Annotated in this window: 16 protein-coding genes; 11 read left to right on the forward strand and 5 right to left on the reverse strand. The window is 68.7% G+C overall.

Going from position 1 to position 18,295, the window contains the following annotated elements; genetic code table 11:
* The first annotated feature begins 181 nt into the window (after positions 1-181).
* Together ABZY89_RS09450 and ABZY89_RS09455 are read left to right on the forward strand one after the other, a co-directional pair.
* Positions 182-1,033, forward strand: coding sequence for a bifunctional methylenetetrahydrofolate dehydrogenase/methenyltetrahydrofolate cyclohydrolase (locus ABZY89_RS09450; protein WP_355019684.1), 852 nt, complete (start codon positions 182-184; stop codon positions 1,031-1,033).
* A gap of 55 nt (positions 1,034-1,088) precedes the next feature.
* Positions 1,089-1,400: a DUF3017 domain-containing protein gene (locus ABZY89_RS09455; protein ID WP_355226590.1), complete on the forward strand. Its 312-nt coding sequence runs from the start codon at positions 1,089-1,091 to the stop codon at positions 1,398-1,400.
* Positions 1,401-1,454: 54 nt separating this feature from the next.
* Here ABZY89_RS09455 and ABZY89_RS09460 read toward each other — a convergent pair whose 3' ends face one another.
* Positions 1,455-2,543: an MIP family channel protein gene (locus ABZY89_RS09460; RefSeq protein ID WP_355226592.1), complete on the reverse strand. Its 1,089-nt coding sequence runs from the start codon at positions 2,541-2,543 to the stop codon at positions 1,455-1,457.
* Positions 2,544-2,804: 261 nt separating this feature from the next.
* On the opposite strand from ABZY89_RS09460, the gene ABZY89_RS09465 reads away from it, so the two are divergent.
* Positions 2,805-4,997, forward strand: a complete 2,193-nt coding sequence (locus tag ABZY89_RS09465) for an NADP-dependent isocitrate dehydrogenase (protein WP_355226594.1) — start codon at positions 2,805-2,807, stop codon at positions 4,995-4,997.
* Between the two features lie 199 nt (positions 4,998-5,196).
* Positions 5,197-8,757 carry an ABC transporter ATP-binding protein gene (locus tag ABZY89_RS09470; protein WP_355226596.1) on the forward strand — a complete coding sequence of 1,187 codons (3,561 nt, stop codon included), beginning with the start codon at positions 5,197-5,199 and terminating at the stop codon, positions 8,755-8,757.
* A 32-nt stretch (positions 8,758-8,789) separates the two neighbouring features.
* Here the strand turns inward: ABZY89_RS09470 and ABZY89_RS09475 are convergent, their stop codons facing one another.
* Both ABZY89_RS09475 and ABZY89_RS09480 read right to left on the reverse strand, forming a co-directional pair.
* Entirely contained in the window at positions 8,790-9,329 is a 540-nt protein-coding gene (locus tag ABZY89_RS09475; RefSeq protein ID WP_355226597.1) for a Clp protease N-terminal domain-containing protein, read from the reverse strand.
* Entirely contained in the window at positions 9,329-9,541 is a 213-nt protein-coding gene (locus ABZY89_RS09480; protein WP_141802873.1) for a helix-turn-helix domain-containing protein, read from the reverse strand. The genes ABZY89_RS09475 and ABZY89_RS09480 overlap by 1 nt, the downstream gene beginning before the upstream one ends.
* 120 nt (positions 9,542-9,661) lie before the next feature.
* Between ABZY89_RS09480 and ABZY89_RS09485 the strand changes: the two genes are divergently transcribed.
* Entirely contained in the window at positions 9,662-10,864 is a 1,203-nt protein-coding gene (locus ABZY89_RS09485) for an MFS transporter (protein ID WP_355226599.1), read from the forward strand.
* On the opposite strand, the gene ggpS is transcribed toward ABZY89_RS09485, so the two are convergent.
* A complete protein-coding gene (gene ggpS, locus ABZY89_RS09490) occupies positions 10,861-13,143 on the reverse strand; it encodes a glucosylglycerol-phosphate synthase (protein WP_355226601.1) in 2,283 nt (760 codons plus the stop codon). The two genes, ABZY89_RS09485 and ggpS, sit on opposite strands and share 4 nt — an antisense overlap.
* Positions 13,144-13,583: 440 nt before the next feature.
* Between ggpS and trpS the strand changes: the two genes are divergently transcribed.
* Genes trpS through ABZY89_RS09515 form a run of 5 tightly spaced genes read left to right on the forward strand, consistent with a single transcriptional unit; the run spans position 13,584 to position 17,246 of the window.
* Positions 13,584-14,621 (forward strand): tryptophan--tRNA ligase, encoded by a 1,038-nt coding sequence (gene trpS / locus ABZY89_RS09495; RefSeq protein WP_355226603.1) that lies wholly within the window; start codon positions 13,584-13,586, stop codon positions 14,619-14,621.
* A 12-nt stretch (positions 14,622-14,633) separates the two neighbouring features.
* Positions 14,634-15,158: a 2'-5' RNA ligase family protein gene (locus ABZY89_RS09500; protein ID WP_355226605.1), complete on the forward strand. Its 525-nt coding sequence runs from the start codon at positions 14,634-14,636 to the stop codon at positions 15,156-15,158.
* A gap of 44 nt (positions 15,159-15,202) precedes the next feature.
* Positions 15,203-16,081, forward strand: coding sequence for a YihY/virulence factor BrkB family protein (locus tag ABZY89_RS09505; protein WP_355226607.1), 879 nt, complete (start codon positions 15,203-15,205; stop codon positions 16,079-16,081).
* Positions 16,081-16,983: a phosphotransferase gene (locus tag ABZY89_RS09510; RefSeq protein WP_355226608.1), complete on the forward strand. Its 903-nt coding sequence runs from the start codon at positions 16,081-16,083 to the stop codon at positions 16,981-16,983. The genes ABZY89_RS09505 and ABZY89_RS09510 overlap by 1 nt, the downstream gene beginning before the upstream one ends.
* A gap of 38 nt (positions 16,984-17,021) precedes the next feature.
* Positions 17,022-17,246: an SCO4848 family membrane protein gene (locus ABZY89_RS09515; RefSeq protein WP_141791899.1), complete on the forward strand. Its 225-nt coding sequence runs from the start codon at positions 17,022-17,024 to the stop codon at positions 17,244-17,246.
* 3 nt (positions 17,247-17,249) lie between these two features.
* On the opposite strand, the gene ABZY89_RS09520 is transcribed toward ABZY89_RS09515, so the two are convergent.
* Positions 17,250-17,705: a MarR family transcriptional regulator gene (locus ABZY89_RS09520; protein ID WP_355226610.1), complete on the reverse strand. Its 456-nt coding sequence runs from the start codon at positions 17,703-17,705 to the stop codon at positions 17,250-17,252.
* Positions 17,706-17,759: 54 nt separating this feature from the next.
* Between ABZY89_RS09520 and ABZY89_RS09525 the strand changes: the two genes are divergently transcribed.
* Complete coding sequence (locus ABZY89_RS09525) at positions 17,760-18,176, forward strand: organic hydroperoxide resistance protein (RefSeq protein WP_355226612.1); 417 nt, start codon at positions 17,760-17,762, stop codon at positions 18,174-18,176.
* The last annotated feature ends 119 nt before the right edge of the window (positions 18,177-18,295 follow it).

Genomic DNA, 18,295 nt, shown 5'->3' on the forward strand with positions numbered 1-18,295 from the left:
AACGAGCCCAACTAGCGCAGCACGTCGGGTGGGCGGGGCCTGGGAAGGTCCTCGTCATGACGAGCCGACTCGGCGGGAGATCGTGTCAGAACGCGCCGACTCGGGTCTTGATCTGGTCAAGATGCGCCGGGTCGGCGTCGCGTACAAGGAATACAGAGACTCGAGTGACAGGATTGACATCGTGACAGCACAGAAGCTGGACGGCACCGCGACGCTGAAGGCGATCAAGGCAGAGCTCGCCGAGCGGGTCGAGAAGCTGAAGGCCCAGGGCATCACCCCGGGCCTCGGCACCGTGCTGGTGGGCGATGACCCGGGAAGCCGGTGGTACGTCAACGCCAAGCACAAGGACTGCGCCGAGATCGGCATCGAGTCGATCCGGGTGGACCTGCCGGGGACGTCGACCCAGGAAGAGGTCGAGGCGGAGATCGACCGCCTCAACGCCGACCCGGCGTGCACCGGCTTCCTGGTGCAGCAGCCGACCGGTCTGGACGAGTTCGCGCTGCTCTCCCGGGTCGCTCCGGAGAAGGACGTCGACGGGCTGCACCCCTACAACCTCGGCAAGCTGGTCCTCGGTGAGGACGGGCCGCTGCCGTGCACCCCGGTGGGCTGCATCGAGCTGCTGCGGCGTCACGGTGTCGAGATCAAGGGCGCTGAGGTCGTCGTGGTCGGCCGTGGGCTGACCGTCGGTCGTCCGCTGGGCCTGCTGCTCACCCGCCGTAGCGAGAACGCCACGGTCACCCTGTGCCACACCGGCACCCGCGACCTGGCCGCCCACACCCGCAACGCCGACATCGTGGTCGCTGCCGCGGGCGTGCCCGGGATCATCACCAAGGACATGATCAAGCCGGGCGCGGCCCTGCTTGACGTCGGTGTCTCCCGGGTCGACGGTAAGATCGCAGGAGACCTGGCCGAGGACGTATGGGACGTGGCTGGCTGGGTGTCGCCGAACCCGGGTGGGGTGGGTCCGATGACACGCGCCATGCTGCTCTCCAATATCGTCCTCAGCGCCGAGAAGGCTCTCGAAAGGCTCTGAAATGGTGTCCGTCCACCCCCCGCTAAGCCCCACGCCGGAGGCTCCCGCACCGGCGGTGGCGACACCTGATCGCGAGAAGACGGACCCCCAGGACGTACGCGGCTTCCCCTCGACCATCGGCGGGTTCGTCTACCTCGGGGTGCTGACGGCGGCGATCGTCGGTCTCGGGCTGGTCGGCTTCGGCCACTGGCGGGTGGGGATCATCGTCCTCGCCGCCGGGGTGGGCGCCGCGTCCCTGGGGCGTGCGGTGCTGCGTACGAAGGATGCCGGGATGCTGGCGGTGCGCAACCGCTGGTTCGACGTGGCCCTGCTGGCGCTGACCGCGGGTGCGCTGTGGATTCTCGCGGTGACCGTTCCAGGCGAATAAGACGTACAAAATGACGAAGGCCGCCCCGAGGGGCGGCCTTCGTGCTTCTCGAGACTACTGCTCGATCGGGACCCATTCCTGCTTGGCGTAGTCCCAGCGCCAGCCGTCCTGCTCGTAGACCGGGAGGTCGCCCTCGGCGGCCGGGGTCGGCTGCTGCCAGGCCGGCTGGCCACCGGTGCCGGAGCCGCCGGAGACGATGGTGCGGTCGCTCGTCTCGGGCGCGGCCGGCGCGGCCGGCGCGGCGGGAGCCGCAGGGGCCGCAGGAGCAGCGGCCGGAGTCGCGGCGGCCGGGGCCGCGGGAGCGACGGCCTGGGAATCCCAGGACGGCACGCTCTGGGCCGGAGCCATGCTGTCGCCGCCGAAGGCGAGGCCGGCACCCGCGATCTCGGAGCCGTCCTTGTTGAAGATCAGCGGGTAGACGAAACCGGCCACGGCACCGCCCAGAGCCGGGACGATCAGGAAGACCGGGAGGTTGGCCAGTGCGTCGGTGCCGGAGAAGAGAGCGGGGCCGAACGAACGGGCGGGGTTGACCGAGGTGCCGGTCAGCGGGATGCCGACGAAGTGGATCGCGGCCAGCGAAAGGCCGATGGCGAGCGGCGCGGCGGTGGCGTTGGTCCCGGCCCGGACGTCGGTGACGCCGAGAATGATGAAGACGAAGATGAAGGTGAGGACCAGCTCGACCAGGATCGCGCCGACGAGGCCGGTGCCGGCTCCGTCGCCGAAGCGGTTGGCGCCGAGGCCGCCGTCGTTCCACGAGTTGTAGTCCGAGGCGAGCGCGACCAGGAACAGCACGATCGCACCGATGGTCGCGCCGACGAACTGCGCGCCGATGTAGGCGCCGGCGTCCTTCCAGCTGATCCGGCCGGCCGTGGCCACGCCGAGCGTCACTGCCGGGTTGAAGTGGCCGCCGGAGATGCGACCGAAGGTGTAGGCGCCGATCACGACGGCGATACCGAACGCCAGGCCGACAGCGGCGACCTCGAGGCCCCAGATCGCGTTCTCGGGTCCAGCGTGGGTGGCGCCGGCGACGATCGCGACGACCGAGCCACAACCGATGAACACCAGAATGAATGTCCCGATGACCTCGGCTGCGAGTTTCTGGATGAAGGTCGGCTCAGCCGCCGACAGTGATTCCTCAGTCATGTCCCCTTAACCCTTCAATGTCTGTTGACGTCGGTCAGACCCATCGACACCCGAGAAGCACTCAGGTATCAGCAGTCACCTGAACAACATGAGGTGTTGACACACAGTAACTCTTTTGCGACGGCACATCGTGGTGCTTAGGTGGGGCGGGGCGGTGTCTCATCACCCTTTCTGTTATCTTGATGTCAAGACACTTTCCTTCGTCCGGGTCCCCGGCCTCAGTCATACGCAGATCGCAACTTGTCAGGAGTAGCCACAGCAATGGCCGCACGAATCATCTACACCCACACCGACGAGGCGCCGCTGCTGGCGACGTACTCCTTCCTTCCGATCGTCTCGGCCTACGCGGCCAAGGCGGGGGTCGAGGTCGAGACGCGTGACATCTCCGTGGCCTCGCGCATCCTGGCCCAGTTCGGCCTGGCCGACGACGCGCTCGGCGAGCTCGGTGACCTGGCGAAGACGCCGGAAGCCAACATCGTCAAGCTGCCCAACATCTCCGCCTCTATCCCGCAGCTCAAGGCCGCGATCAAGGAGCTGCAGCAGAAGGGCTACGAGATCCCCGACTACCCCGAGGCGCCCAGTACGCCCGAGGAGGAGGAGATCCGGGCCAAGTACGACAAGGTCAAGGGCTCCGCGGTGAACCCGGTCCTGCGTGAGGGCAACTCCGACCGTCGCGCGCCGGGCTCGGTCAAGGCGTACGCCAAGGCCCACCCGCACACCAACAAGCCGTTCTCCGACGACTCCAAGACGACCGTCGCCACGATGGGTTCGCACGACTTCAAGTCCAACGAGAAGTCCGTGACGCTCCCGGCCGACGACACGCTCTCCATCGTGCTCGAGAAGGCCGACGGCGAGACGGTGACGCTGCTCGCCGAGCTGCCGGTGCTCGAGGGCGAGATCGTCGACGCGACGTACATGTCCGTGGCCAACCTGCACGCCTTCCTCGAGAACGCGCTCGCCAAGGCCAAGGCTGACGACGTGCTCTTCTCGCTGCACCTGAAGGCCACGATGATGAAGGTCTCCGACCCGATCATCTTCGGCCACGTCGTGAAGGCCTACTTCACCGACGTCTTCGAGAAGTACGGCGCCGACCTCGAGGCCGCCGGCCTGTCCGCCAACGACGGCCTGGGCGCGATCCTGTCCGGCCTCTCCGGCCTGGAGAAGGGCGCCGAGATCGAGGCCGCCTTCAAGGCCGCCATCGAGGCCGGCCCGCGCCTGTCCTACGTCAACTCCGACAAGGGCATCACCAACCTGCACGTCCCCTCCGACGTCATCATCGACGCCTCGATCCCGGCTCTGGTCCGCAACGGCGGCAAGCTCTGGGGTGCCGACGGCGGCGAGGACGACACCCTCGCGGTGATCCCGGACTCCTCCTACGCCGGCGTCTACCAGACCGTCATCGACGACGTGAAGAAGAACGGCCCGCTCGACCCGGCCACGATCGGCACCGTCCCCAACGTCGGTCTGATGGCGCAGAAGGCCGAGGAGTACGGCTCCCACGACAAGACCTTCCAGATCGAGGGCGCCGGCACCGTCCGGGTGCTGAACAAGGCCGGCGACGTGCTGATCGAGCACGACGTCGAGGCCGGCGACATCTGGCGCGCCTGCCAGACCAAGGACATCCCGGTCCGCGACTGGGTCAAGCTCGCCGTCAGCCGCGCCCGCGACTCCAAGACCCCGGCCATCTTCTGGCTCGACGAGTCGCGCGCCCACGACGCCGAGCTGATCAAGAAGGTCGCGACCTACCTGACGGAGCACGACACGGAGGGTCTCGAGATCAAGATCCTCTCGCCCGAGCTCGCCACGGCGTACTCCCTCGAGCGCCTGCGCAACGGTGAGGACACCATCTCGGTCACCGGCAACGTGCTGCGTGACTACAACACCGACCTGTTCCCGATCCTCGAGGTCGGTACGTCGGCGAAGATGCTCTCCATCGTCCCGCTGATCGCCGGTGGCGGTCTGTTCGAGACCGGTGCGGGTGGCTCGGCTCCGAAGCACGTGCAGCAGCTGGTCGAGCAGGACTACCTCCGCTGGGACTCGCTGGGTGAGTTCTTCGCGCTGGTGCCCTCGTTCGAGAAGTACGCCGAGCAGGCGTCCGCCCCGGCCGCGAAGGTGCTCGCCGGTGCGCTCGACCGCGCGACCGCGACCTTCCTCGAGAACGACCGCTCCCCGGGTCGCAAGCTCGGCACCACCGACAACCGCGGCTCGCACTTCTACCTGGGTCTCTACTGGGCCCACGAGCTCGCCGCGCAGACCGAGGACGCCGAGCTCGCCGCGGCCTTCAAGGGCCTCGCCGAGACCCTCGCCGCCAACGAGGCCAAGATCGTCGAGGAGCTCCTCGCGGTCCAGGGCAAGCCCGCCGACATCGGCGGCTACTACCTGCCCGACCCCGAGAAGGTCACCGCCGTGATGCGTCCCTCCGCGACGCTCAACGAGGCGATCGACTCTCTCTAGTCCCACCTCACGACGGCCCGGCACGGACTCCGTGCCGGGCCGTCGTCCTATTTCGGGACACCTTCCCGGCGTACGTGACTTTGCTCTCCAGATCTTTCTTCTGATTCCTATAGATGCAGGTCAGCATGGTGTTTGCGGTTGGGTGAGGGCGGAAAACCTTTAGGCGAGTGTCGGTGGTCGCACTTACCGTGATCTTCTGATGACTGCGACGCTCTCGACTCCGCCCGTGCCCACCTCAGGCAAGGCTCTCGGAGTCCCCACCGACCCTGCCGACCCGAGCCGGCAGGTCGACTGGCGACGCCTGAAGGGGCCTGTGACGGGCGCCGCGCTGATCGCGCTGGCGGTGGCCATGGTGGCCCAGTCGATTGGCACCGTCGTGGCCGGGCGGCTGGCGGAGAACCCGACCGCGAGCCTGGTCGGCTGGCTGGCGCTGTGCGTGATCGGTGCCTCGCTGATCGACTCGACGGCCAAGATCGCCTGGGTCGGGGTCTCAGACCGGGTCGAGGGCAAGCTCCGAGAGGACGTGCTCCAGGCTGCCCTGCGACAGCCGCTCTCCGAGCTGAGCGAGCAGGCCGTCGGCGAGATCCTCGACCGGGTCGACGACGACTCCCACGAGGTCGGCAACCTGCTGCGCTGGCAGCTGTGGATGCTGTTCCGCTCGATCTTCGCGGCGCTGCCGATGTGGATCGTGGCCAGCTTCACCTGGTGGCCGGCGGCGATCCTGTTCCCGCTGCTCGCCGTGGTGACCTGGTTCGTCATCCGCCGGCTGCTGGGCAAGATCTCCGAGCTCAAGGTCATCGAGGAGGCGTCCTGGACCGACCATGCCGCCGTGCTCGAGGAGGGCATCGCGGGGCGTGACGACCTGCGTACGAGCCTGGGCCAGGACCACGTGGTCGCCCGGGTGGCGCGGCTGTCGGCGACGGTCCACGAGAAGTTCCGTGCGGTCGTCACGGTCGAGGCGAAGGTCGGCCGACGTGCCGGCGTGCTGCTGCACTCCCTGCTGGCCGGCATCGGTCTGGCCGGAGTGGCGCTCGCCGCGAACGACCGCCTCGGGATCAGCGCGCTGGTGACGCTGTTCCTGGTCACGAGCACGTTCGTGGGCCAGATCGCGATGCTCGCCAACCACCTGCCCGACATCCAGGCGGGCCTGGGCGCGGTCATCCGGCTGCGCCAGATGATGGGCTCCGAGCCGGAGCCCGAAGGCGGCGCACCCGTCCCCGACGGGGGAGCGCTCGAGGTCGACCTGCGCGACCTGACCTTCTCCTACGCCGAGGGCACCTTCGCTCTCCAGGGCATCTCACTCACGGTGCCGGCCGGCGACACCATCGCCCTGGTCGGCCGCACCGGCTCGGGCAAGTCGACCCTCGCGTCGTTGCTCTCCCGGGCCGTCGAGCCGCCGCGCGGCTCGGTGTTCCTGGGTGGCGTGGACGTACGCGACCTCGACCTGCAGCAGCTGCGCGCCTCCGTGGGTGTGGTGACGCAGCGCACCGAGATCCTGGCCGGCACGCTCGCGGAGAACATCGCGCTCTTCGACGACTTGCGTCCGCGCGAGGACATCGAGCGGGCGGTGGCCCGGCTCGGGCTCTTGGAGTGGGTCGCCGGCCTGCCCGACGGGCTCGACACCCTGCTCGGCCCCGGCGGCACCTCGCTGTCGGCGGGGGAGGAGCAGCTGGTCGCCTTCGCGCGGCTGCTGGTGCGTGACGTACGGGTGGTCGTCCTCGACGAGGCGACCGCACGGATGGACCCGCTCACCGAGCGCCGGGTGGTCGCTGCTGCTGACCGGCTGCTGACCGGGCGTACGGGCATCCTGATCGCCCACCGGCTCTCCACCATCGAGCGGGCGCCGCACGTGGCCGTGCTCGACCACGGCCGAGTGATCCAGCACGGCCTGCGGGCCTCGCTGGCGACCACGCCGGGGCCGTTCCACGACCTGCTCGAGGCCAGCCGCACCGATCACCACGACTCACCCTCACCGGCTGCCAAGCCCGTCGACCACTCCACCCTCGACCACGTCGCGCAGGGCAACGTGGGCGGCAAGCGCCGCTCGGGCGCTCCGCCGGACGTCCCCGAGGTCGGCACCGGGCCGTCGCTCGCCCGCGGGATGCTGCACGTCCTGTTCCTGCGCCCCGAGTGGGGCGTCGCGGGTGCGGTGCTGTTCCTGTTCGCATCGATGACCGGTGCGCAGGGTGCCTTCACCGGGCTCCTGTGGGGTCGGATCGTCGAGTCCCTGCAGGACGGCGGCAGGCCGACGGTGATGTCGGGGCTGCTCGTGGTCAGCCTGCTGGCAGCGCCGCTGATGCTCGCCGACGCCTTCTACCGCTACCCGCGCTGGTGGATCGAGGTCATGCTGCGGGCCCGGATGGCCGTGCTCTACGGTCAGACCCGCCAGCACCGCCTGACGCGTACGCCGCCGGGCGAGGTCGTCGCCCGCTCGATGGACGCGGACCGTTACGCCCGCTACGCCGACCGCTGGGTCGACTTCGTCAACGGTCTCGTCATCGCGACGATCACCGCCCTGCTCGCCGGCACCGCGCTCGCGGGCGCCGTGCTCCTGGTCGTCATGATCGCCTCGGCGCTGGCCTCCGCGGTCGGTCGGCCGATCGCCGGCCGCTCGGCCGCGGCCTCCAGCGCCGCTCGCGCGCGGTTCGGCCGTGCGGTGGTCTCCGCGCTGGAGTCCGTACGCACCGTGAAGCTGGCCGCGGCCACCCCGCAGGTCCACGCCCACCTGCAGCACGTCGACTCGGGCCGGGTCGAGGCAGCGGTGAAGGAACACCGGGTGCAGGCATTCCTCGACGGGGTTCCCGCGCTCATGGTGCAGTGCGGCGTCGTGGCTGCCTGGGGGATCTACTTCGGCGGCGGCTGGGGCCTGGCCACCGCGCTGCTGGTGGCCAACGCGGTCTCGGGCTTCGACTGGTTCGGCCGGGTGGCCGGCATGGTCGTCACCGAGGCTCCCGGCACGCGTGCGTGGCAGAAGGAGACCAGCCGGTTCGCCGGTGGTCGCGACCTGATGGATCTGCCGCCGGGCGTCGACCTGGTCACCGGCGACGCGCCGGACCCGGGCCCGGTGGAGCAGGTTCCGCTCGAGTCCCTCGAGCTCTCGGCCCTGTCGGCGGTCCACGACGACGGCACGATCGGTGTCTCCGACGTCTCGCTCACGATCTCGCGCGGCGAGCTGGTCCTGCTCGTCGGGCAGGTCGGCTCAGGCAAGTCGTCCCTGCTGGCGTCGCTGGCCGGCCTGATCGAGCACACCGGCACCATCCGGTGGAACGACGAGCTGGTCCAGGACCCGCAGTCCTTCCTGAGGCCGGGGCAGGTGGCGTACGTCGCCCAGGTGCCGAGGGTGCTGTCCGGCACCTTCGCCGACAACATCCGCCTGGGCCACGACCGGCCGTTCGACAGCCCGGTCGCCGACGCGCGGCTCGAGCTCGACGTCAAGGAGGCGGGCGGCGCGGACGCGATCGTCGGTCACCGTGGCGTACGCCTCTCCGGGGGACAGGTCCAGCGCCTCGCCCTGGCGCGAGCGCTGGCCGCCGACACCGAGCTGCTCCTGGCCGACGACGTCTCCAGCGCGCTCGACGCGGCCACCGAGATCGAGCTCTGGCGGGCGCTGCGTGACCGGCACACGACGGTCATCGGCGCCACCTCGAAGCGAGCCGCTCTCGCTCAGGCCGACCGGGTCGTCGTCATGGTCGACGGCGAGATCGCCGCGGTGGGTCCGTGGACCGAGCTGGCTCCGGCCTGGTCCCACCTGGCCGGCTGACCCCCGCCTCCTCGGGAGGCGGGGGTGAGGCCTCAGGCGGCCTCGCCGTGCTCGAGCGTGTGGCGCAGCGCAGCAGCATCCACGCCGAGGGCCTGTAGGGCAGCATGTCCTTCCCCTTCCGCGCGAAGGATGCCGAGCAGAATGTGCTCGGTGCCGATCGAGCGGTCCTTGAGGCGGATCGCCTCGCGCAGCGAGAGCTCGAGGACCTTCTTCGCGTCCTTGGTGAAGGGGATGTGCCCGCCGAGCCGGCGGCGTGGCTTCCCGCTGTCCAAGGCGCCGGCGCCGAACACCTCCTCCACCTTGGATCGCACCGCGTCCAGGTCGATCCCGAGCGTGGACAGCGCGTCGGCGTCGTCGTTGCCGAGGCGCCCGTGGGCCCGCTCGATCTCCGCCCGCAGCGCAGCGGCATCGACCCCGGCGTCGGCGAGCGCCCGGGCAGCCGACGAGCCGGCGCTGGAGCCGATCGCCAGCAGCAGGTGGTCGTCGCCGATGCGCTCGTGGCCGAGCTCGGCGGCGTACGTCTGGGCAGCGGTCACCGCATCGCGGGCCGGCTTGGTGAACCTCTCGAACATCACATCTCCTTCGCGTACTTCTTGTGGACCGCCTGCCGGCTGACCTCCAGCGCGTCGGCGATCTCCTGCCATGCCCATCCCTGTCGGCGGGCGTTCGCCACCTGCAGCCGCTCCAGCGAGTCGGCGAGGCGACGCAGTGCGAGCGCGGCTCGCAACCCGGTGCTCGGGTCGGCGCTCGCTGCCGACTCGGCAAGGTCCTTCGCATCCGTCATGCTGTCAATATAGGTTGACATCGATCGCGTGTCAACCAGAGTTGACGAAGCCGGGGGCATCGGGATCCGCGTCACACCGATTCACGGAATAGCCCCCAAATCGCCGAAGGTTAGGCAGTAGTGACCGACACCGCCAGCCCCGAGACCGCCGTCAGACCGGTCACCACCGTCCAGTTCGTGATCGCCATGCTCGCCCTCGCGACGGGCGGGTTCGCGATCGGTACGACCGAGTTCGTCACCATGGGCGTGCTGCCCGAGATCGCCGAGGGCGTCGGCGTCGGCACCTCCACGGCAGGCCACCTGATCAGCGCCTATGCGGTCGGAGTGGTGGTCGGCGTACCGATCCTCTCGTTCTTCGTCGCCCATCTTCCGCGCAAGGGGCTGCTGCTGTCGCTGATGGCGGCGTACGCGCTGTTCAACCTGCTCAGCGCCGTCGCCGTCGACTACAAGATGCTGCTGGTCGCGAGGTTCCTCGACGGGCTCCCGCACGGCGCCTACTTCGGCGTCGCGAGCATCGTCGCGACGTCGATGGCCGCGCCCAAGCACCGCGGGCGAGCAGTCGCCCTGGTGATGCTCGGGCTCTCGGTCGCCAACGTGATCGGCGTCCCGTTCGCCACCTGGCTTGGTCAGACCGCCGGCTGGCGGGCACCGTACGCAGCCGCGGCAGGCCTGGCCCTGCTGACCGTGGTGCTGGTGCAGCTCTCGGTGCCCCACTTCCCGGGCGACCCGAACGCGACCGGCCGCAGCGAGGCCGGCCGGTTCTTCACGAACAAGCAGGTCTGGCTGACGATGCTCGCGGGTGCGATCGGGTTCGGCGGCATGTTCGCGGCCTACTCCTACATCTCCCCGATCGTCACCGACACCGCCGGTCTGGCCGAAGGGGCGGTGCCGTGGTTCGTCTTCGCGTTCGGCGCCGGGATGGTCGTCGGCACCTGGGTCGCGGGGGAGCTGGCCCGGTGGTCGGTCATGGGCTCACTGCTGGCGAGCAGCCTGGGCATGGTGGCGGTGCTGACGCTCTTCTGGCTGGTCGCCCCGGCCGGGTGGTGGCTCGCGCCGGTCGCCTTCCTGACCACCGCGGTGGCATCGGTGCTGGTGATCAACCTGCAGGTACGCCTGATGGATGTCGCCGATGACGCGGTGACCCTCGGCGCCGCGATGAACCACGCGAGCCTCAACATCGCCAACGCCCTCGGCGCCTTCGCCGGTGGCCTGGCCCTCGACGTCTGGAGCGTCCGCGAGGCGCCGTTGGTCGGCGCCGGCCTGGCCACCGCCGGGATGCTGGTGCTGCTGTGGAGCACCAGCATCCACCGGCGCCGGGCCTAGAAGGCCTCCTCGTTGCCATCCGTGGCGGTGGCCGCCTCGACCGCTGCCAGGAATCCGTCGGCCCAGGCCTTGGAGTCGTGGTGGCGGATGGTGTCCCACAGCCCGCGCATCCGGTCCTTGGCCTCGGCCTCGTCCATGTCGACGGCCTGCAGGAAGACCCGGACCATGTCGGAGACGTCGTGGGGGTTGGTCAGCACCGCGCCGCGCAGCTCGGCGGCCGCCCCGGCGAACTCGGAGAGCACCAGGGTGCCGCTCGTGCCGAGGAGACCGTGGACCGCGGCGTACTCCTTCGCGACCAGGTTGAGGCCGTCGCGCAGCGGGGTGATCCACATGACATCGGCGTTGGCGTAGTAGGCCAGCAGCTCCTCGAACGGGATCGGCCGGAAGTAGAAGTGGACCGGCATCCAGCCCATTCGCGAGAACCGGCCGTTGATCCGCCCGACCGCCTGCTCGATCTGGTTCTGCAGTGTCTTGTAGACGGTCATCTCGCCGGCCGCGGGCACGCACACCAGCACCAGCGACAGCTCGCCCATCAACGACGGGTCCTCGAGCAGCGCCCGTTCGAAGGCCTCGAGCTGCTGCAGTACGCCCTTGGTGTAGTCGAGGCGTGAGACGGCCAGCGCGAACCGCTGACCCTCGAACTCCTCCTTCACCCGAGCGATCGAGCTCTGCACCGCTGGGGTGGCAAGGGTCCGCTCGATCCGCTTCGTGTCGACGCTGACCGGGTTGGCGCCCAGGTGCACCCGACGTCCGCCGACGTCGATCACCGACGGCATGGTGTCCAGACCGAGAGCGAAGCCGTACGTCCGGAACCGAGGCGCCGAGTCCTCGGTCTCGATCACCTCGACCGGCGCCACGCCGCGGGCGACGTCGACGAAGTTCTCGACCTGGCGGGGGATGTGGAACGAGATGTAGTCGCACTGCAGCAGCGAGCCGATGATCTCGCGGCGCCACGGCACGACGTTGAACACGTCCGCGCCGGGGAAGTGGGTGTGGTGCAGGAACGCGATCTTCACGTCGGGCCGCATCTCCCGCAGGTAGGCCGGCACCATCCACAGGTTGTAGTCGTGGATCCAGACGATGCCTCCGTACGCCGCCTCGGCCGCCGCCTGTTCGGCGAAGGCCCGGTTGACCCGGCAGTAGACCTTCCAGTCCTCCTCCTTGAACTTCGCCCGTTCCCAGAAGGTGTGCAGCAGCGGCCAGAACGCTTCCTTGGAGAAGCGTTTGTAGAAGACGTCGACGTCCTTCTTGGACAGCGGCAGCCGGGAGGCGACCAGGCCCGGATAGAGCTTCGGGTCGACGACCGTGTGGGTGGCGAACTTGCCGCGCTTGGGGTCGTCGATGGACCAGGCGACCCAGGATCCGGTGCGCTCGGTGAAGAAGGAGAGCAGCGTCGGGATGATGCCGTTGGGCGACTTCGGGCGCCGGCGCTTGACCTCTCCGTCCTCGATCACCTCGTCATAGGGAAGCCGGTGGTAGACCATGACGAGGTCGGACTTCCCCGGGTCGTCGGCGTCGTTCTCCGGGTCGTAGATGTGCTCGTCGTCGAGCAGGTTGAAGTGCCTGATCGCCTGCAGGATCCCGCCGGTGCCGGGGGAGGTGGCGTGGAACGTACGCTCCTTGTCGCGGGTCGCGTCCAGCAGCAGATCCTCGGCCTCGCCGACGCAGACGCCCGGGAACCCGATGTCGTACATCGACAGGTCGTTGAGGGTGTCGCCGGCGACCAGCACGCGGTCCTTGGGGATGCCGAGGTGCTCGACGAGCTTCGTGACGGTGTGGCCCTTGTTGATCCCGCCGGGCAGCACGTCGAGGTAGTGGCTGGCGGAGTAGAGCAGGTCGCAGCCGATCTGCGCGACCAGCGGGGCGAGGTCGTCGGTGACGGCCTCGGGGTCGCAGAAGTAGGAGACCCGGCGGTCCTGGGGCACGTTCTGCCGCACCAGGCCGGGCCGGTCGCCGATCTTCTCGAGCACGGTGAGCTCGCCCGGCCACTTGGCGGCGATCTCCTGCTGGATGGGCTCGACGGCGAGCAGGTCGTGCCCGGTCACGATGGTGGCGCCGACATCGCAGATGATGAAGTCGGGCGTCGGGATGGTCGGGTCGGCGAGCAGCGGCATCACCGACTCCAGCCCACGACCGGTGACGAAGGACAGCAGTACGTCCTCGCGGCGGCTCAGCGTCTGGTACAGCTTGACCTTCGCCTCGGGGTCGCCGGCTAGGAAGGTTCCGTCCAGATCGGTCGCGAGCAGCATGCGTGCGTTGGCAGCGGACGTGTCGTTCACAAGTCTCCTCGAGGGTCGCCTGGCCTCGAGGCCGATTCGGCAGCTGGCCCGAGGCTGCGGACCCCTTGGAGGATCCGCGGGTCGACCAAACAGGCTAACAGGGGCATGTGTCGGGCAGGAAAAGGGCATTTGACGGGCCATCGAATCCGCTCTGAGTAGAGCCTCTCAGGAGGTCCACAAACTCGTAAGAAATTGGATGCACCTGTTCGATAACTCCATCGAGAATCTGTCGTTGAGGGGGCATGCGGATCCTGCCCGCGGCCTTCAGGAAGACCGCGGGCGACCACGGTCCTCGACGTTGATCACGGGGGGCGCCGAGGCCCATGGCCGGCACGCAGGTCGGTGCCGCGGGCAGGGTCCACAGCTCCTACGGATCGGTTCTCGATCCTCTTCCTCCCACCATTTCGAGCCTTTCGGCGGGTGGCTGACAGAATGCGCACATGACCGGCAGCACTGCTCCTACGACTAGGCCCAGGGTCCTCTCCGGCATCCAGCCGACGGCGGACTCCTACCACCTCGGCAACTATCTCGGCGCGGTCCGACAGTGGGTGAGCCTGCAGGAGGAGCACGAGCCGTTCTTCTTCATCGCCGACCTGCATGCGATCACGGTCGAGCAGGACCCGAAGGTGCTCCGGGAGCGTACGCGGCGGGCCGCCGCCCAGCTGCTGGCCGCCGGTGTCGACCCGGAGCGGTCCGCGATCTTCGTCCAGTCCCACCTGCCCGAGCACGCTCAGCTCGGCTGGGTGATGCAGTGCATCACCTCGTTCGGTGAGGCCAGGCGGATGACCCAGTTCAAGGACAAGTCCGCCAAGGGTGGTGAGGGCGCGGCCTCGGTCGGCCTCTTCTCCTACCCGATGCTGATGGCCGCCGACATCCTGCTCTACCGCCCGGCGTACGTCCCGGTCGGCGAGGACCAGCGACAGCACCTCGAGCTGACCCGCGACCTCGCGCAGCGGTTCAACAGCCGCTACAAGAAGACGTTCCGGCTGCCCGAGCCCTACATCCTCAAGGAGGTCGCGAAGATCTACGACCTCCAGGACCCGACGATCAAGATGTCCAAGTCGGCCTCGAGCCCGACCGGCCTGATCGACATGCTCGACGACCCGAAGATCTCCGCGAAGAAGATCCGCTCCGCGGTCACCGACTCGGAGATGGAGATCCGTTTCGACGAGGAGGCCAAGCCGGGCGTCTCCAACCTGCTCCGGATCTACTCCGCGCTGACCGGCTCCGAGATCGACACCCTGGTCGGCAAGTACGCCGGCAAGGGCTACGGCGATCTGAAGAAGGACCTCGCCGAGGTCGTCGTCGACTACGTCACCCCGTTCCGGGAGAAGACCTTCGAGGTTCTCGAGGACCGGGCCTACCTCGACGGCATCTTGCAGCAGGGTGCGGAGAAGGCGGGCGTGGTCGCCCGCAAGACTCTGGCCGACGTCTACGAGCGGGTCGGCTTTGTGGCCCCCGCGTCGCCGCTCGGCTAGTAAGGTCGGCGCATGCGCACCATCGGTGTTGCCATCGCGATCCCGGAGCCATGGGCAAGTCAGCTCCAGGACTACCGGACGTCTCTCGGGGACGCGACGGCGACCATGATCCCGACGCACATCACTCTTGTGCCCCCGACGGAGATCCACGACGACCTGCTGCCCGACGTCGAGAGCCATCTCGAGTCCGCGGCCGCACGGGTCGCCCCCTTCAGCGTGCACCTGCGTGGCACCGGCACCTTCCGGCCGGTCTCGCCGGTGGTGTTCGTGGCAGTGGTGCAGGGCATCTCGGGTTGCGAGCAGCTGGCCAACGCGGTCCGGCAGGGTCCGCTCGACCAGAAGCTCACGTTTCCCTATCACCCGCATGTCACGATCGCTCACGACCTTCCCGACGCTAGCCTCGACAAGGCTTTCGGTGAGCTGGCCGACTTCGAGTGCGAGTGGTCGGTCGAGGAGTTCCACCTCTATGTCCACGACGACACGGATGGCTGGCGCCCGACGCGGGAGTTCGCGCTGAGAGCAGCACTGACCGGTTGAGGCGGGCTCGGGTCCGCCCACGAACGACGGATGGGGACCTCGGGATGAAGGACAAGGTCAAGGCAAAGATCGCCGAGCTGCGTGAGCGCTTCCCGGCGCTGGACCGGGTGATCCGCACGCAGGAGCACTACGGCGAGGTGGGGGCCGCCCAGCAGGCTGGCGCGATCACCTACTTCGGCTTCCTGTCGACGTTCCCGATCCTGGCGCTCGCGTTCTTCGCCGTCGGCCAGATCGCCAAGGTCTACTCCGGAGCCGAGAGCGACCTCGTCGAGGCGATCGACCAGGTCCTACCCGGGCTGGTCGGCGACGATCCCGGCCAGCTGAAGATCGCCGACATCGAGAATGCGGCCGGCGCAGTCGGGATCATCGGTGTCATCGGTCTGCTCTACGCTGGCCTCGGCTTCATCGACGGACTTCGCAAGGCCCTCGAGGCGGTCTTCCTGGTGCCCGACGAGGAACAGCCGGGGTTCCTGGCCGCCAAGGCCCGCGACCTGGTCGCACTCATCGGGCTCGGCCTGATCCTGTTGGTGGCGGTGGCCTTCACCGGCCTCATACGCACCTTCTCGGTCAACGTCCTGGACTGGATCGGCCTCGACGAAGGCTTCGGCTGGCTGATCGTGCTCCTCACCCTGGTGCTCGGCCTCGCGGCCAACACGGTGCTCTTCTTCGCGATGTTCCACCTGGCTCCCCAGAACGACACCCCGAAGCGCCCCCTGTGGGCCGGAGCCGTGCTCGGCGCGATCGGCTTCGAGATCCTCAAGCAGGCCTCGACCCTGCTGCTCGAGGCCACCCAGGGACAGCCGGCCTTCCAGGCCTTCGGCATCGCCCTCATCCTGGTCGTCTGGATCCACTACACCTCGATGGTGATCCTGTACGCCGCCTGCTTCGCCCAGGTGGGGGCGACCCCAGCCGAACCGAGCTGATGGTCGCGACGCCTGGCCCTGTCATCGACTCGGTGGTGCGATCCATCTGCGGCCGCGATGTCGAGCGGCTTGCGCCCCTTACCGGCGGCGGGATGAACGAGACGTACCGCGCCGATCTCGGCGGCGACGTCGCTGTGGTCGTCCGGGTCGCACGGCACCCGACGCGGTGGTTCGTGGACGAGGCGTACCTGATGGAGCAGGCGCGTATGGTCGGTGTGCCCACACCGGAGATCCTCGGCCTGGATCATGTCGATGACGACGCTGAGGTGCTCTCGTTCTCGGTTCAGCAGCATCTGCCGGGCAGGCCGCTCGGGGACCTCGTAGGTCGGCTGTCCACCGCAGATCTCGAGCGCTGCATCCTCGACGCCGGTGAGCTGATGGCGCTGGTCCACAGCGTTGAGCCGGACCTCGATCGCGGCGTACGTCATGAGCTGCGCTGGCCCGCAGAGCGGGACGTCGACAGGATTGCGCGCATCATCGCCCAGGCGCTGGATCCGGCAGCCGCCGCCGTTGTCGAGCGCGGTGCTGACTTCCTGCGCCAGGAGATCACGAACCGTTCCGCCGTCCCATTCGTGCTCGCCCAGGGCGACTTCATGCCCGGCAACCTCCTGATCCACGACGGGGAGATCGTCGGCGTGATCGACTGGGAGTTCGCCGGACCTGCCGCGCCGGCCTTCGACGTCGGTCGCTGGGAGGTGTCGGCTCGTACGCCTTTCGCTGACCGCTTGGATCTGCTTCGCGCGGGATACGCCCGGGTCGCCGATCCCGATTCCTCCGAAGCGGGTCTCACGCCGGCGTTTGCCATCGACTGGATTCTCGAGATGCTCGCCTGGAGAAACCCGGCCACGCCCGACCAGTTCCGACGCTGCATCGACGTGATCGCCCGCTATACGGGCTGCTGACCGTCGGGGCTGGGTCGGCGGATGAGAGAGTCGTACCCATGAAGCTCGAGAAGACTGACGGCGCGCTCCTCCTGGTCATCGGGATCTGGACGATCGCGATCTGGACCAACTTCGGCCGCAACCTCGTCAAGACCGCCAAGGACCCGGAGCAGACCCGTCCGAAGCCCTACTACATCGCCCATGCGGTGCTCGTGGTCGTCGACGTTCTCCTCGGCGGCCTGCTGATCAAGCTGGGCGTGCAGCGGCTGCTGACCAGGGGATAGCCCTCAGGAGGACTCGGCCGTGTCGAGGTGGTCGACCAGCTCGGTGAGCTGGTCGCGCAGCGCGAGCGCCTCGTCACGGGTGATCCCCATCGATGCGCCGAGCTCCTGCGGCACGCTGGCGACCTGCTCCTCCAGGTCCCGGCCGTCCTCGGTCAGGCTGACCAGCACCCGGCGCTCGTCGCCGGGGTCGCGGTCGCGCCGCACCAGCCCGGCGGTCTCGAGCCGCTTGAGCAGCGGCGTCAGCGTGCCGGAGTCGAGCCGTAGCCGTTGGCCGAGGGAGGTCACCGAGAGCGGCTCCTCGCTCTCCCAGAGCACCAGCATCACCAGATACTGCGGATAGGTCAGCCCGGTGTCCTTGAGCAGCGTCGCATAGCGCTTCGTGACGGCTCTGGTCGCTGCGTACAGCGGGAAGCAGAGCTGAAGGTCGAGCGAGAGCTGCGGATAGGTACGTCCGGACACATCGATCAGTCTACCCCCTTGCGCTATTAAGTTGTGCGCAATATAGTTGTGCACATGACACCGATCTACACAGCCACCGCAGTCAGCACCGGCGACGCCCGCAACGGGCACGTCCAGTCCTCCGACGGTCTCATCGACGCCGACGTCCGCATCCCCAAGGAGATGGGTGGCGCCGGCGGTGCCACCAACCCCGAGCAGCTCTTCGCCGCCGGCTACGCCGCCTGCTTCCACTCGGCCCTCAAGCTCGTCGCCGGCAAGGCCAAGGTCGACATGACCGACTCCGAGGTCGTCGCCGACGTGAGCATCGGTGAGAACGGCCAGGGCGGCTTCGGCCTCGGCGTACAGCTCGAGGTGACCATCCCCGGCGCTGACGCCGCGACCGCCCAGCAGCTCGCCGAGCAGGCCCACCAGGTCTGCCCCTACTCCAACGCCACCCGCGGCAACATCGAGGTCAAGCTCACGGTCGTCTGATCGCCAGCCGAGGCGTCACTTACGTCGGCCGAGTTGGCACGACCGTGACGTCTCGGCCGACGTACCTGACGTCTCGACATAGACGTCTCGACATAGAAGAAGGGCCGCTCTCCGAGGGA

Origin of the sequence: Nocardioides sp. NPDC006303 (assembly GCF_040613175.1) — a bacterium.
In the GTDB taxonomy this organism is placed as follows: domain Bacteria; phylum Actinomycetota; class Actinomycetes; order Propionibacteriales; family Nocardioidaceae; genus Nocardioides.